The sequence below is a fragment of the Meridianimarinicoccus aquatilis genome (assembly GCF_004358675.1).
GTDB lineage: Bacteria > Pseudomonadota > Alphaproteobacteria > Rhodobacterales > Rhodobacteraceae > Meridianimarinicoccus > Meridianimarinicoccus aquatilis.
Genome location: NZ_SMZO01000014.1, coordinates 41580 through 55929 on the forward strand (window position 1 = coordinate 41580; position 14350 = coordinate 55929).

The 14350-nt window shown below is 58.8% G+C and carries 17 protein-coding genes; 4 read left to right on the forward strand and 13 right to left on the reverse strand.

The genetic code is table 11. The features are described from left to right. Positions 1–9 precede the first annotated feature (9 nt). Positions 10–201: a zinc-finger domain-containing protein gene (locus E2L05_RS08165; RefSeq protein WP_133342429.1), complete on the reverse strand. Its 192-nt coding sequence runs from the start codon at positions 199–201 to the stop codon at positions 10–12. Between the two features lie 149 nt (positions 202–350). Here E2L05_RS08165 and E2L05_RS08170 point away from each other — a divergent pair, with 149 nt between their 5' ends. After that, a complete protein-coding gene (locus tag E2L05_RS08170; protein ID WP_133342430.1) occupies positions 351–1280 on the forward strand; it encodes an ABC transporter ATP-binding protein in 930 nt (309 codons plus the stop codon). A gap of 39 nt (positions 1281–1319) precedes the next feature. Here E2L05_RS08170 and E2L05_RS08175 read toward each other — a convergent pair whose 3' ends face one another. The 5 genes from E2L05_RS08175 to E2L05_RS08195 all read right to left on the reverse strand — a co-directional run bounded on the left by E2L05_RS08175 (position 1320) and on the right by E2L05_RS08195 (position 5577). Continuing rightward, positions 1320–1757, reverse strand: coding sequence for a hypothetical protein (locus E2L05_RS08175; RefSeq protein ID WP_133342431.1), 438 nt, complete (start codon positions 1755–1757; stop codon positions 1320–1322). A 110-nt stretch (positions 1758–1867) separates the two neighbouring features. Continuing rightward, complete coding sequence (locus tag E2L05_RS08180) at positions 1868–2854, reverse strand: NAD(P)H-quinone oxidoreductase (protein ID WP_133342432.1); 987 nt, start codon at positions 2852–2854, stop codon at positions 1868–1870. A gap of 39 nt (positions 2855–2893) precedes the next feature. Further along, positions 2894–3478 (reverse strand): hypothetical protein, encoded by a 585-nt coding sequence (locus tag E2L05_RS08185; RefSeq protein ID WP_133342433.1) that lies wholly within the window; start codon positions 3476–3478, stop codon positions 2894–2896. After that, on the reverse strand, positions 3475–4794 hold the full coding sequence (locus E2L05_RS08190) for a hypothetical protein (RefSeq protein WP_133342434.1): 1320 nt from the start codon (positions 4792–4794) through the stop codon (positions 3475–3477). The genes E2L05_RS08185 and E2L05_RS08190 overlap by 4 nt, the downstream gene beginning before the upstream one ends. 81 nt (positions 4795–4875) lie before the next feature. Beyond that, positions 4876–5577, reverse strand: a complete 702-nt coding sequence (locus tag E2L05_RS08195; protein ID WP_133342435.1) for a COQ9 family protein — start codon at positions 5575–5577, stop codon at positions 4876–4878. Positions 5578–5702: 125 nt separating this feature from the next. Here E2L05_RS08195 and rpsU point away from each other — a divergent pair, with 125 nt between their 5' ends. Both rpsU and E2L05_RS08205 read left to right on the forward strand, forming a co-directional pair. Continuing rightward, positions 5703–5909 carry a 30S ribosomal protein S21 gene (gene rpsU / locus E2L05_RS08200; RefSeq protein WP_005614280.1) on the forward strand — a complete coding sequence of 69 codons (207 nt, stop codon included), beginning with the start codon at positions 5703–5705 and terminating at the stop codon, positions 5907–5909. A 199-nt stretch (positions 5910–6108) separates the two neighbouring features. Further along, entirely contained in the window at positions 6109–6810 is a 702-nt protein-coding gene (locus E2L05_RS08205; protein ID WP_133342436.1) for a glutathione S-transferase N-terminal domain-containing protein, read from the forward strand. 128 nt (positions 6811–6938) lie between these two features. On the opposite strand, the gene rplT is transcribed toward E2L05_RS08205, so the two are convergent. The 3 genes from rplT to pyk all read right to left on the reverse strand — a co-directional run bounded on the left by rplT (position 6939) and on the right by pyk (position 9242). Beyond that, positions 6939–7304, reverse strand: coding sequence for a 50S ribosomal protein L20 (gene rplT / locus E2L05_RS08210; RefSeq protein WP_133342437.1), 366 nt, complete (start codon positions 7302–7304; stop codon positions 6939–6941). A gap of 12 nt (positions 7305–7316) precedes the next feature. Continuing rightward, positions 7317–7517 carry a 50S ribosomal protein L35 gene (gene rpmI / locus E2L05_RS08215; protein ID WP_133342438.1) on the reverse strand — a complete coding sequence of 67 codons (201 nt, stop codon included), beginning with the start codon at positions 7515–7517 and terminating at the stop codon, positions 7317–7319. Between the two features lie 279 nt (positions 7518–7796). Continuing rightward, complete coding sequence (gene pyk, locus E2L05_RS08220) at positions 7797–9242, reverse strand: pyruvate kinase (protein ID WP_133342439.1); 1446 nt, start codon at positions 9240–9242, stop codon at positions 7797–7799. A gap of 379 nt (positions 9243–9621) precedes the next feature. Here pyk and E2L05_RS08225 point away from each other — a divergent pair, with 379 nt between their 5' ends. Further along, a complete protein-coding gene (locus E2L05_RS08225) occupies positions 9622–9918 on the forward strand; it encodes a DUF1244 domain-containing protein (RefSeq protein WP_133342440.1) in 297 nt (98 codons plus the stop codon). Between the two features lie 50 nt (positions 9919–9968). Here E2L05_RS08225 and cobJ read toward each other — a convergent pair whose 3' ends face one another. The 4 genes from cobJ to E2L05_RS08245 are packed head-to-tail and all read right to left on the reverse strand — an operon-like array spanning position 9969 to position 14318. Continuing rightward, positions 9969–11774, reverse strand: coding sequence for a precorrin-3B C(17)-methyltransferase (gene cobJ / locus E2L05_RS08230; RefSeq protein ID WP_133342441.1), 1806 nt, complete (start codon positions 11772–11774; stop codon positions 9969–9971). Then, entirely contained in the window at positions 11765–12475 is a 711-nt protein-coding gene (cobI, locus tag E2L05_RS08235; protein ID WP_133342442.1) for a precorrin-2 C(20)-methyltransferase, read from the reverse strand. Before cobI ends, cobJ begins: the two co-directional genes overlap by 10 nt. Then, positions 12472–13683, reverse strand: a complete 1212-nt coding sequence (gene cbiE, locus E2L05_RS08240; RefSeq protein ID WP_133342443.1) for a precorrin-6y C5,15-methyltransferase (decarboxylating) subunit CbiE — start codon at positions 13681–13683, stop codon at positions 12472–12474. Before cbiE ends, cobI begins: the two co-directional genes overlap by 4 nt. Further along, positions 13680–14318 carry a precorrin-8X methylmutase gene (locus tag E2L05_RS08245; protein ID WP_133342475.1) on the reverse strand — a complete coding sequence of 213 codons (639 nt, stop codon included), beginning with the start codon at positions 14316–14318 and terminating at the stop codon, positions 13680–13682. The genes cbiE and E2L05_RS08245 overlap by 4 nt, the downstream gene beginning before the upstream one ends. Positions 14319–14350 lie beyond the last annotated feature (32 nt).

Sequence of the window (14350 nt, forward strand, 5' to 3'; positions counted from 1 at the left end):
GGCTATGGATTAGTCGGCGTCTGCGATCTTGTCCGCAAAGCTGCTGTGGATGATCTTCTTGTCGCAGTAGCCACATTCGACCCAACCTTTGTCCTTCGGGATCGAATACCACACGCGGGGGTGGCCAAGTGCGCCTTCGCCGCCATCGCACGCCACGCGCCAGGCATCGACAATCTCGGTCTCGGGGGGGGCGATGGGCATGGGCGTCCTCTCTTGATGGCTCGCTTAGGGATATCTGTCGGCCTAGCGGTTGCCGCAGGCCAAAGGGCAGCATAGATCATGGCATACAATACAAATCCGCTGCGTCGCGGCAAGCCCGCCATGGGCGCGTAACAAGCACGAGGGCCAAGATGTCACAGAATGCGATCGAATTCAAAGGCGTGACAAAGACCTATGCCGGTCAGGGAAAGTCTGGCCCCAAGCACGCGCTCAAGGGGATCGACCTGACCATTCCGGCGGGGTCCATTTTTGGACTCTTGGGGCCGAACGGTGCCGGCAAGTCAACGATGATCAACATACTGGCCGGGCTGGTCAACAAGACCAGTGGCAAAGTCGGGATCTGGGGATTCGATCAGGACGTGAACCCAAGGCAATCGCGCGCCGCCATCGGGGTGATGCCCCAGGAATTGAACCTTGATCCATTCTTTTCGCCACGCGGCGCACTGGAGGTTCAGGCCGGTTTGTACGGTGTTCCGAAATCCGAACGCCGTACTGATGAAATTCTTGAGATGATCGGCCTGACCGACAAGGCAGATGCCTATGCCCGTTCACTGTCAGGGGGCATGCGGCGGCGGCTTTTGCTCGGGAAGGCGTTGGTGCACCGGCCACATATCCTCGTGCTTGATGAACCCACTGCCGGTGTGGACATCGAATTGCGCCAGATGTTGTGGCGCAACGTCCGGCGACTGAACGAGGAAGACGGGATGACCATCATTCTGACCACCCACTATCTCGAAGAAGCGCAGCAGATGTGTGACGAGATTGCCATCATCAATCATGGCGAAATGGTTGTGCGCGACACGACCGCAAATCTGCTTGGCCGGTTGGATGCAAAAACGCTCGTGATCACACCTGAAGCCGAACCGAGCCACCTGCCGACCATTGAAGGCGTCAAGATCAGCCAGCGACCCGGTGGTAAAATTGCCTTTGATTTCAACCGCAGCGCCACAACGCCCGGCGCCATTCTCGACGCTGTGCGCGATGCTGGTATCTCACTGCGGGACGTCGCGACCGAAGAACCGGATTTGGAGGACGTGTTCCTCGCTCTGACGCATTCGTAAAGTTTGATGGGTGGTGTTTACCCTTGGTAACACGCTTGGTCAGGCCCTGCGTTTGTCTACGGGCACTGCGTCGATAATCAGATCATCATCCCATTTCGAAACTGTCGCGCTGTGTTGCTGATCTGCGCTCAAGTCTGCGTCCCAAACGGTGAAGACGTCGTCTGAACTGTACATTGCAGGTTCGGATTGACCGAGCTGCGCCGCAACATGTTCGCGCCACGCCCCATAGCAGACAGCGAGGATCACGCAGGTCAGGGACCCGGCCCAGCCGATCAACAGCGAGGCGACCGCACTATAGCCAAAAAGCAGGGACAGAATGCAGAAGCCTGCCAAAAACCCAAAGCCCAGAACAACAATCGCCACTGGCCCGCCCCGTGTCTGCGCCTCTTCCCACTCTTCATTGTCGCCGCTGACAAAGCGGCGGGTGGCTTGCCCTTTTGGGGGGGTGCGCATGTGTTTTGCGGGTTTGGCGGACATAAGTCATACCTTTTGTGATGTTCCTCATAACCACATCGCACATCGCGCATCGCGGCAAAACGAAATTGAGATGCCACGCTTAACATATTAAAATTGCTGAAATTTTTTGACTATTTTGCGACGCGCAGAACGATCTTTCCGATGTGTTTGCTGCTTTCCATCAACGCATGAGCCTTTGCCGCTTCGGTCAGGTCAAAGGTGCTGTCGATCAGCGGCGCGAACCGGCCACCAGCAATCATTGGCCAGACCCGAGCTTCGATGTCTTCCGCAATTCGCGCCTTGGCGACATCCGATTGCGGCCGCAAGGTTGACCCTGTGATGGTCAACCGGCGCAACATGATCTGGGCGAAATTCAACTCGACTTTCGGGCTTTCCAGAAACGCAATCTGAACCAACCGCCCATCATTTGCCAACGCCTTGATGTTACGCGGTATGTAGCTGCCGCCGACCATATCAAGGATCAGGTTTGCCCCGCCTTCCGCCCGCAAGACCTCCACATAGTCTGCCTCGTGGTAGTTGATCGCCTGCTCTGCCCCAAGTTTTTCACAAACTGCACACTTTTCAGCGGATCCCGCTGTCGCAAAGACCCGTGCCCCAAGAGCCGTCGCAATTTGGATCGCAGTCGTTCCAATGCCGGACGATCCACCATGAACTAAAAACCGTTCCCCCGCTTGCAACCCGCCGCGCATGACCACATTGGACCAAACCGTGAAACAGGTCTCGGGAAGGCAAGCTGCCATGCGCAAATCCAGCCCGGCTGGAATTGGCAGTGCGTGCGCTGCGGGCGTGGTGACATACTCAGCATATCCACCGCCGGGCAACAGGGCGCAGACCTGATCACCCGGTTTGTACCGACTGACCGCAGCGCCAACTGCCACAACTTCGCCCGATGCTTCTAGCCCCGGCAAATCGGACGCGCCCGGCGGTGCCTTATACGCGCCCGCCCGTTGCAAGGCATCTGGTCGGTTCACCCCCGCAAAGGCCACCTTGATCAGGATTTCGTCGGCCTTTGGCTCTGGCACCTGACGCGTCACAGGCACCAAAACCTCCGGACCGCCGGGTTTGGAAATTTCTATCGCATGCATGGTCTTAGTCATTTCAGCATAACATCCAATGAATGTTCCTTGCGCAACCCGTTACTGCAATAGCCGCGACAGTGTTGGTTGGTCTGGCAAACCGGTTTGCTCCAGTTGTTCTGCCATCTGATAGGCCGCCAACGCATCCGACAAGCCCGTCTCGCCAGACCCCGGCGCGTACCCGGCTGCGGCCAGCGCAGCACGCACTTGCGCCAAAACCGGCCTGTAGACAAAAACCACGGACCCGTCATTTTGCAGCGTAACCAAGTCTGCTTCATCGGTGAGGGCGCGCGGCAGGAGGTAAGCAATCAGTTCCTGCGCGCCCCGCTCCACGATCTCTTCCGGATGCGCGGCGCAATACTGTTCGAGCAGTCCCAACAACAGGCCCGGCGATTGCCAAGCCGTCAGGTCAAAGATATCCGGCATGAACCGGTTATGCGCGGTCAGATACCCGGTCAGCCACGCCGCAGACAGTTGACGCTGCAGACCTTCTGGCTCCCATTCGGTGAACGCGGCACAACTTGCACGGCCCGGCCCCTCGACCACATAGGGCATTTCTTGCGCCGACGCTGACTGGGCAAGCATGCTCAGGAGAAGCGTCAGCGCAGAAATCGCCTTCCACATCGCTGTCTGGCGACGTCTCACGCCACGCGGCGTTTGCGGCGCGACAGCACACCAAGACCGCCCAAACCGGCCAGCATCAACGCTGCGGCAGGCGGCAACGGAACCGCGGCATCCGTGTCAACGACAATGGCCGTCTGCGTCAGGTTCGACGTTGAACCGGTCCCAGAGAACATGAATCCCGCGACAAAGGTTGTGATGTTATCGGGGTCAAGCATCAGCGCCTCGCTGATCCCCAGCACCTCGAAAGTGGTTACGTTCGTGTAACCCTCGGCGACGAAATCCAGCACTTCACCCGGCAAAAGGCTAAAGGACGTTCCATCAGGAAGAACCAATGTGTAGCCGTCAGGATCGTTGACCGCGCTCAGCGTTGGCGCCTGAAACTTGGCCACGGTGCCGCCGTTTTCCAGAACATACGTGTATCCAACCGCGATTTCCGGATCGACGAATACGAAACCCGTTCCGGCCGAAGAGACGTCAAAACTGAAGCTGGGGCCGCCGGTCGCCCCGACCGTTGCCGTGGTCGGAAGCAGCGGCGCAGATTGACTAGAGCCATCTGCTGCGCCGAAACCGCTAAAACGAAGGGGATAGGTATCAGCTTCGCTCTCAATTATTTCTTCAAATAGCTCGTCGCCGTCATCGCTTCTCACAATTTGTTCAAATGCCAACGACGAGACCAGAACCTCGTTGAAGTCCGGTATCGCGCCAACCGAGGTCTCAAACCAGTTTTCTGCTCCGGCAAGAAAAAGGACCATTCCGTCAGTGTCGATATGCAGTTGTGGGGCTTCTTCTGCAACCAGCGCGATCACGTCCAAACGCTCTCCGCCTACTCCAGCGACGATATCGTTCAGAGCGTAAACCGCTGTACTGGTGGTAACTAGGCTGCCAACGTTCCTGCCATCGGACACCGCCCGGAAGGTAGATACACCGCGTCTGCGGCCAAGAAACTGCGTGTCTTCTTCACCGGTTGACACAAGTCCGGTGTCGATTCCCAAAAGAAAATCAGCGTCGAATGTCCAAGTACCCGTTACTGAACCCGTGCTGATAACATTGTAATCTTCTGAAACGGGAACATCGGTCGGTGACGAAGGAATCTGCGTGGGGTCAAACACGTCGATTTCCTCGGTCAGGATGCGGATGTGTTCGTCGAAGAAGATGTACGGGTCTGACAAAAATGGGTTGGGATCGCGATAGCCGGGATGCCCTTGCAGGGTGATAATATCCTGTGTCACCGCCTGAGTTGTTGTGACTTGAAATATTGATGCCGCGTTGGCCGGGCCAAAAGCCACCAAGCCACTTACGACCGTTAAAATTGCAGACCCGGCAATATTGCTTCTCACTTTAATGTTCCTTTGTTTGAAAATTTCCTGATTTTCACCAGATCGCCCCCCGAAGGCTATGTTAACGGAACGTGAAAGTCACTACGGCCTTTGCCAAGAACCTGGCATGTCGGAGCGTGGCGTCTTTTTTGGGGCCTTTATCCAACCCAGCGCCCAGTCGGACCGAGACAGAAGCGGTTTGAGAAGGGAGTTTTCCCGCACCTTGGCCTTTGCCTTTTCAATCTGCATCACGTCATCAACCCGGCGGTCCAGAAACGCCCATGTCCGGGCGTGATCGTCGCTATCGTCGCCCAGCCAATACAGAACCGTTGCAGAATAGACCCCGGCCAACGTTCCGCGTTTTGTGTACCAGTTGTAGTCTTCTGATTTGTCACCCAACACATCCCATATCCGGTCAACCGTGCCCCAAACCAGCTTTGCGCCATCCCCCGCGTACATCGGCAACGCGAACAAAGTACTGCCCCGGCGCACCAATTCCTTGTCCTCTACCGCTTCAAGCCGGAACCGGACGGCCGCCGCGACCCGGTCGCGAAACCGCATTTCGCTAAGGTCAGCCATGCGAAGGCGACGCCCCATCTCATCATCCCCTGCTTTATGATAGGCAATGGCAAGATCGACAGCGCCGCGCGGGCACACAGCATCGGCAGTTGCCTGATCAATCTTTGCATCCGCACTCGCCATGCGAAACGCCTTGTGCGACCACCCGTCAAAAGGGACATGCGGGGTGATTGCGCCCAAAAGGCGGGCGGTCACTGTGTCTTGCTGGGAAGCATCCTGGGTCATGATTTCTCCTGCGTTGGACCGGTTGTTGGCCTTGGTTGGCTGTATGGACAAACTAGGTGGCCTTTGCTATACGGCCACTTCCTGCAATTCATGCAATCTTTAACCTAGAAAGGTGGTGACACCACATGCAGGTCAGTGTCCGCGACAACAATGTTGATCAAGCGCTCCGTGCGCTCAAGAAAAAGCTCCAGCGCGAAGGCGTTTTCCGTGAAATGAAGCTCAAGCAGCATTTCGAGAAGCCGTCCGAGAAAAAAGCGCGCGAGAAGGCAGAGGCGATTCGCCGTGCCCGTAAGCTCGCACGCAAGAAAGCTCAGCGCGAAGGGCTTCTCTGAAGCTTCGACATCGCAGACTGACGGCACGTGTCGTCCTACACGAAACCCCCGTGACGCTTGTCCGGGGGTTTTGCTTTTGTGAGGCGCAGAAATGCTGCGCGCCCTTGAACAGGGGCACCCCACTTCACGCACAGGCGATGACCTTGGGGTGACGCGTTTCGGGACTTATCTGTAAGGATCAAGCCAACAAGGAAAATCCATGTCAGCCCTTTCAGACTTCCCGATTACCGCCCGCTGGCCCGCACAGCATCCCGACCGCATCCAGCTTTATTCCTTCCCGACCCCGAACGGCGTGAAGGTATCCATCGCGTTGGAGGAACTGGGCCTGCCCTACGAAGCGCACAAGGTCACGTTGTCGGACGCGGATGTGAAATCCGACGCCTTCCTGTCGCTCAACCCCAACAACAAGATCCCCGCGATCATCGACCCCGACGGTCCCGACGGCGCGCCGCTGGCACTTTTCGAATCCGGCGCGATCCTGATCTATCTGGCGGAAAAGGCGGGAGCCCTGATCGGCAACACGCCTGCAGAACGATACGAGGTCTTACAATGGCTGATGTTCCAGATGGGCGGGGTTGGCCCGATGCTGGGACAACTTGGGTATTTCTATGCGTTCAAGGGATCTGAAATTGAAGATGCCCGCCCGCGTGAACGCTATATCGGCGAGGCGCGCCGCCTACTTGCCGTTGTGGAAAAGCAACTGTCTGGGCGCGATTGGATGACAGGGGAATTCACCATTGCCGACATCGCCATAGGGCCGTGGCTCACCGCCATCGAAAAAACCTATAAAGCGGGTGACGTAACCGGCATCAGGGACTTGCCCAATGTTCAGGCCTATCTGGCACGATTTGCAGCACGGCCCGCGGTGCAAGCAGGATGTTCTGTTCCGCCGCGCGATTGACAGGCCCATGATCAAGGCAACGTTCGGGGCTCAACCTAAGCACCGCGCACTTCAGACCCTAAGCAAAAGAAAACCGCCGCTCGGACAAATCCGAACGGCGGCATCATCAATCAGGTCTGTGACGCGGCTTAAGCTGGCAGCGCGTCACGTGCCTTTTCAACAATCGCGTTGAAGGCAACAGGTTCGTTCACTGCCAGATCGGCCAGAACCTTGCGATCCACTTCGATACCGGCCAGCGAAAGACCATTGATGAACCGGGAATAGGTCATCGTTACGTCGAATTCGCGAACACCTGCATTGATCCGTTGGATCCACAAAGCGCGGAAATTGCGCTTGCGGTTCTTACGGTCGCGCGTGGCGTACTGGTTCGCCTTGTCGACGGCCTGTGCGGCTGTCTTGAAGGTATTCTTGCGACGGCCGTAGTAACCTTTGGCGGCGTCAGTGATTTTCTTGTGGCGGGCGTGGGTGACCGTGCCCCCTTTGGTACGTGACATCTCAGGCTCTCCTTAACGGGCGTAGGGCATGTAGGACTTGACGATCTTCTCGTCCGGCTTCGACAGGATTGTGGTCCCGCGTGCGGTACGAATGAATTTCGTAGACCGTTTGATCATGCCGTGACGCTTGCCTGCCTGGCCTGCTACGACGCGGCCAGAGGCCGTCACCTTAAAGCGTTTTTTCGCGCTCGATTTCGTCTTCATCTTGGGCATTTCCAGCTCCTTCCACATGGGCGGTTTTCCCGCGACTCGGCATGCCACTCTGGCCGGTCACGCGGTCGATAGAGCGCGCCGTATAAACCGGCTTGGCCGGACGCGCAACTGTCAAGTTGAGGGGATGTGGCGGGAGGCCCGGACCCGCGGTTCATAGACCGGGATTTGCAGGGGTTTGCGCCGGATCGCCTTACTTTTCAAAGGTTGCCGCGGTGAGAGACCCCACCACAACAGATATCAATTCGGCGGCGCAGGAAAAGCCGCGCCGCCCAAATCCCATCAGCCGGGTTCCGCCGTAAAGATGAGACGTTCTTCACAGGGCGCCACGCGCAGGATGTTCGTTGTCCCGGACGTATTGAACGGCACCCCGGCGGTTACCACGATGAAATCATCCGGTCCGGCAATGTCCATCGCACGGGCGGCCCGCGCCGCGCTGACCACAGCCATTTTGAACCGTTCAACCTCGTCGGTAACGGCGCAATTCATACCCCAAACAAGGCTCAGACGCCGAGCTGTCCGTTCGAACGGCGTCAGGGCAATGATCGGAACTGCCGGGCGTTCACGCGCCACAAGCGACGCTGTCACGCCGGAATGCGTGAAACAGCAGATCGCCTTGACGCCCGACGCTTCTGCCAGTTGCCGTGCCGCTGCCACCATACCGTCGGCAATGGTGCTCCGCACCACTTCGCGAGAGGATTCAAGGATGTTGCGATAATTCGGGTCGCGCTCTACCTCTTCGGCAACGTTGTTCATCGTCTTGACCGCTTCTATGGGGAACGATCCCGCTGCGGATTCAGCCGACAGCATGATCGCGTCTGCGCCCTCATAGATCGCCGTCGCAACGTCTGACACTTCGGCCCGTGTGGGCATCGGGCTGTCGATCATCGACTCGAGCATCTGTGTCGCAACGATGACCGGCTTGGCTGCCTTACGGCATTTGCGGATCAGCATTTTCTGGATCGGTGGCACATTCTGAACCGGAAGTTCCACACCCAGATCACCACGCGCCACCATGATGCCGTCAGACGCCTCAAGGATTTCTTCAAATGCATCCACGGCTGCGGGTTTTTCGATCTTTGACAAAACCGCCGCGCGGCCCTGCGCCAACGCGCGCGCTTCTTGGACGTCGGCGACACGCTGGACAAAGGAAAGAGCAAGCCAATCCACACCCAGTTCGCAAACGAATTCCAGATCACGGCGATCTTTTTCAGACAGCGCAGCAAGCGGCAGAACGACATCGGGAACGTTCACGCCCTTTCGGTTGGAAATTTCACCGCCGGCGACAACCTTACAATCCGCGAAATCCGCGCCACAGTTTTCCACTTTCACACGGATCTTGCCGTCATTGACGAGCAGCGTCGCACCAGGCTCCAGCGCCTCGAAAATTTCGGGGTGCGGCAGGTTCACGCGCGAGCTATCGCCTTCGGCTTGATCAAGGTCGAAGCGGAATTCCTGCCCGACCTTCAACATTTCCGACCCGTTCGCGAACACGCCGCATCGAAGCTTTGGCCCCTGAAGGTCGGCGAGAATTGCGATCGGGTGCCCGTATTCCTTTTCGACCTTGCGGATAATCGCGTGTCGCTCGGCAATTTCGGCGTGGTCGCCATGGCTCATGTTAAGGCGAAACACATCGGCCCCGGCTTCGAACAAGGCGCTGATCATTTCATAGTCGTTGGATGCCGGGCCCAATGTGGCCACGATCTTGATACTGCGGTTCCGGTGCATGGAAACCTCCCTGGATGTCGGCTCGGCATAGTGTGCCGCGAAAGCCGAAAACATTTTATAACCGATAGCGGTAACAAACTGACAGTCATTTCGCGCATTTTGCCGAACACGGCAACCACCGATCCTGTCTTGTGCGATTAAGAGCCATAATTGTGACGTTCACTCGACAGTCAGGTGACGTGATGCCCAATTTCTCTGCGCCTACGCTAAACTTCAACCACAGCGCTGCCAATCCCCTCCGATGTACCCTTTAAGCGCGAAATGTTGCCCAAAGCGGCCAGATTGCGCAGATCGACAAAAATAGTTGGAACCAGCCCCCCCCCTTTTTGCCGCGCCGGACACACCATATAGGAAGGGACAGAAGCGAAAGGACCTCACGATGGACGACCAGACCAAAACCGAACTAGAAGCCGCAGCATTCCGCCGTCTGCGCGATCATTTGGCCGAACGCACAGATGTGCAAAACATCGATATGATGAACCTGACGGGGTTTTGCCGGAACTGTTTGAGTCGCTGGTATCAGGAAGCCGCCGCCGAGCGTGGGCTTGAGATGGAAAAGGAAACAGCCCGAACGGAAGTCTACGGCATGCCCTATTCCGAGTGGAAAGAAAAATACCAGACCGAGGCCACCGACGCACAAAAAGCGGCCTTTGACACCGCGCAAAAAGCGCACTGATTTAGAGGTGTTGACGTCGCAGGGCAACCGAACCGCGCCCTGCGAAACTTCTAGGCGCTTAGTTCAACAAGCTTCTTGGCGTAACCGCGCGGGGTAAAAAGACGCGTGCCGTCGCCGGTTTCAAGCAGCTTTGATTGGCTAGAGCCGACCAGCACGACCGTCAGCATATCCACTTCGTCCACATCGAGCTGATCCAGACGACGATAGCGCAGGTGCTCCTCAGGGCGGCCAAGAGAGCTGGCCAGCAACACAGGCGTATCAACCGGGCGATGGCGCAGCAGGATATCACGGGCTTCGGCCAAAAGAGTCCGGCGGCGTTTGGATACCGGATTGTAGAAGGCGATTACAAAATCCCCCTCTGCTGCGGCTTTCAGCCTTTTCAGAATATCATCACGCGGCGTCAGAAGATCTGATAGCGAAATGGCGCAGAAATCATGCCCAAGCGGTGCCCCGGCGCGCGCCGCGGCTCCCTGCAGAGCCGATACGCCCGGTGCGCTCAGCACCTGAACCCTGCGCGCTGCATCCGTGACACCGCCCGCTCCGTCACCGCGCGACAGCAACTCGAAGACCAGCGAGCCCATCGCGTAAATGCCGGCATCGCCCGAACAGATAATGGCAACATTCCGCCCCTTACCAGCCTCTTCCAACGCATACCGACAGCGATCTTCTTCGCCGCCCAATGGAAAATCAGCGCGCGGCTTACCCGATGCAATCGGCCCCAAAAGGTCAATGTAAAGCCCATAGCCCACCAACTCATCCGCCTGCGCGACCATGCGGCTCGCTTCGGGTGTGCGCCATACCGCATCCCCCGGCCCGATGCCGACCAACGACACCCGGCCACGTCCGCGCCCCGCAAGAGGCCCCGACAAAACATCCGGCGACCGGGCGATGGCGCAGGTGGCGTTCGCGGTTTTTGATTTCGGCAGAACAAGTTGCGCATCTGGTCCAGCCACGGCCAACGCTGCCCCTTCGGACACGCCGTGACACCCCACCTCAGCAAAGACGACATCTGACGGCGTAGCAAGCCGGTCTGCCTGCGCTTCGAGTTCAGCCGCTGTGAACAGACGCAGAGGGACGTCAAGCCGCGCGGCGAGGGCGTTCATCGCTGCCTCGTCAGCCTTAAGATCCAAAGTCGCAACCGCCGCAACGGCCCCTTGAGCAACCCCAGCTTGCGCCAAAGATGCCTGAGCTAGTTCCCAAAGCTCTGCCGGGTCGCAACCTCGCGCGCAGCCAACGCCCAAAACGTGCCGTTGCGGATGGTAGACCAGTTGCGCAGGGCTCCCGCTTTGCGGTTGTTCGGTCACCGAAATGCACACCTCACCGGTCGGCACATGGGGAAGGTCGAACACTGACTCGCCCGACATTTGCGCGCCCTTACCAGACAACAGTGCCGCCATGACCGGCTTTGCGTCTTCAGGATTTGCCAACCTGTACCCCGCTGGCGGCGTATCCAATGCGACACCAAGGGCAACATCTCCCGCCGTGGTCACAGCGGCCGCACCGCCGAGTATCGCTGCAATGTCCCGCGCAAGCCGATTGGCGCCGCGGTGACCGCCAAGCAGCGGCACCACGACGGCACCATCATCGGAAACGGCCACGACAGGCGGCTCAGTCCGTTTGTCCGACAACAACGGCGCAACAGCGCGGATCAGGATACCGCTTGCACAGACACCGACCACCGGAACACCTGCCGCAAACAAGTCGCGCACATGGGCCAGAGCATCGGCAAAACCGACATCAGGCGCATCAACACGCCCCTCGCGGCCATGCAAGGCGGCACCAAGGTGATCGGCCACGCGCCTCGCAACAGGTTCGCCCGAACGATTGATGCACAGCACCACAGGTTTCACAGCCACGGGTCGGCCCCTTTCGTCACAAGGATCATGGAAAAATACGGCGCCTCGTCCGGCGCTTCGGTCAGCGGCAATATCCGCTGATTAGGCAAGCTTGCGCGTTCCACATAAATAGCGCCATCCAGCAGACCCTCATGGGTCAGCAACGCGCGCAAACGGCGCAAATGACGGCCCACCTTCATGATGACAAGCGTGTCCGCCGCCCGGATGCGCTCGGTCAGTGCGAAATCTTCCAAAGGGCCAGGCAGAATGGTCATGGATTCGTTGCGCGCCGCAAGCGGAAGACCTGCAAGGGCTGCGCACGCCGTAACAGAGGTTACACCCGGCACCACCTCAACGCGATACTTTGGGGTCAGCCGCGCATGCAAGTACATGAACGACCCATAGAAGAACGGGTCGCCTTCGCACAGAGCAACGACATCTTGTCCGGCGTCCAACACCTCGGAAATTGCTTGTGCACCAAGATCATAGGCCGCTTGTGCCGGGGCACGATCCTTGGTCATTGGCAGATCAATCACGATTTCTCGGGCGCTTGGCGAAATCAGATCAGCGGCAATCGCACGGGCAAAGCTGTCGCCCCCCGCCAATGACGGATAAGCGACAACATCTGCGCCTTCGATAAGCTTCGCAGCACGGCGGGTGATAAGATCAGGGTCGCCAGGCCCCAGCCCAACGCCGTAGAGCGTGCCAGTTTCAGTTGTCATCTCTTAAGAAGGCTCCATTGTGTCACGGGCATCATTGGCCCCCAACCAGTCAACGTTCCGACGGGCCGCGCACGAGCAACCGAAATGCGCGTCAACTCTCCACCAAGGCGGGCATGCAGCGCCAAAAGCACCGCTTCGCTTTCCAGCGTAACTGCGTTTGCGACCAGACGCCCAAGGGGTTTCAATACATCCAGCGCTGTTTGTGCTGCTGGCATGGACAGACCGCCGCCGATGAACACCGCGTCTGGCGCAGGCAGACCATCAAACACAGCCGGAGCGTGCCCCAGCACCATGTCGAATTTCGGCACCCCAAGCGCCATCGCATTTTCCATTGCCATGTCGCGCCGGTCTTCGCGAGGATCGATCCCAATGGCACGGGCGTCCGGCGCCGCACGCATCCACTCAATCCCGATGGACCCGCAGCCCGCCCCCACATCCCACAACAAGGCCCCTCGCTGGGGCATCAGCTTTGACAACGTCACTGCGCGCACTTCGCGCTTGGTAATCTTGCCGTCGTGGTGGAACATGTCATCTGGCAGACCGGGGACACGGCTGATCACCTGTGCACCGCTGTCCGCGACACACTCGATCGCGAGCACGTGAAAGGCGGGCACATCCCGCGCCCAGCCAGAGGCCAGCCCGGTCGTGCGGCTTTCGTCAACTCCGCCCAGATGGGCAAGAACGGTCAGCACCGATGGTCCATAGCCGCGATCGGTCAACAGCCGCGCAATTTGCGTCGGGGTTTCGGACCCTGCGGTCAGCACCAACAACTGCGCGCCCGGCGCAACGAAAGGTAAAATCTGTTCGGGTGGGCGTCCGTGGGCTGTCAGGGTTTCGACGTCGGCCAGCGACCAGCCAAGCCGTGCACAGGCCAGTTGGAACGCCGACAGTTGTGGGTGATATACGATTTCGGCTGTATCGATGTCGCGCCCGATACGTGCGCCCACCGAATACCAAAGCGGATCGCCCGTGGCCAAGACAGCGACACGGCGCCCCCGAAGAGCCCGCAACTTACCAAGCAAAGCATCAAAGGGCGACGGCCATGTCACCCGTTCTGCAGACAACCCCGGCGCCAGATCATGTAACCGGTCAGACGCGATGACGATTTCGGCCGCGTTCAGGGCCGCTCGGGCGGCGGGCAGCAGGCTGTCAAGCCCATTGTCGCCCATCCCGATGATATTCAGCCATGGCGTCTGTGCACTGGTCATGTGGGCTCTCCCGGAAGGCCAGCGGCAAGGGCATTGACCGCAGCCGAGGCCATGGCAGACCCGCCGCGGCGCCCGCGCAGCGCTATGAACCCTGCACCGCGTGGCCGTGCCGAAAGCTCCGCCTTGGATTCTGCTGCGCCAACAAAACCGACCGGAAACCCGAGGATCACTGCCGGTGCCGGAACACCCTGCTCAAGCAGTTCAAGAAGGTGAAACAAAGCCGTTGGTGCATTGCCGATGGCAACAACGCTGCCCGCGAGCCGGTCGCGCCACAATTCAACCGCAGCGGCTGACCGCGTTGTGCCCAAATCCGCCGCCATGCCCGGAACGCGCGGATCGTTCAGGGTGACGATGACATCGTTGTGCGCGGGCAAAGCGCGCCGGATCACACCGGCAGCCACCATTTCACAATCGCACAGAACAGGCGAGCCTGCGGCCAAAGCGGCGCGACCAACCTCGGCTGCCCCAAAGGAAAACGCCAGTCGGTCCGCGACATCGATCATCCCACAGGCATGGATCAGGCGGATCGCAACAGCCTGCATCGCGGGATCAAACCTGTCCAACCGCGCTTCTGCGCGCACGGTCGCAAAGCTTTGAGCATAAATCGCCGCCGGGTCTTTTTCGTAGGACCGCATCATTGGCGCGCCCTCGCAATACGCGCAGCAGG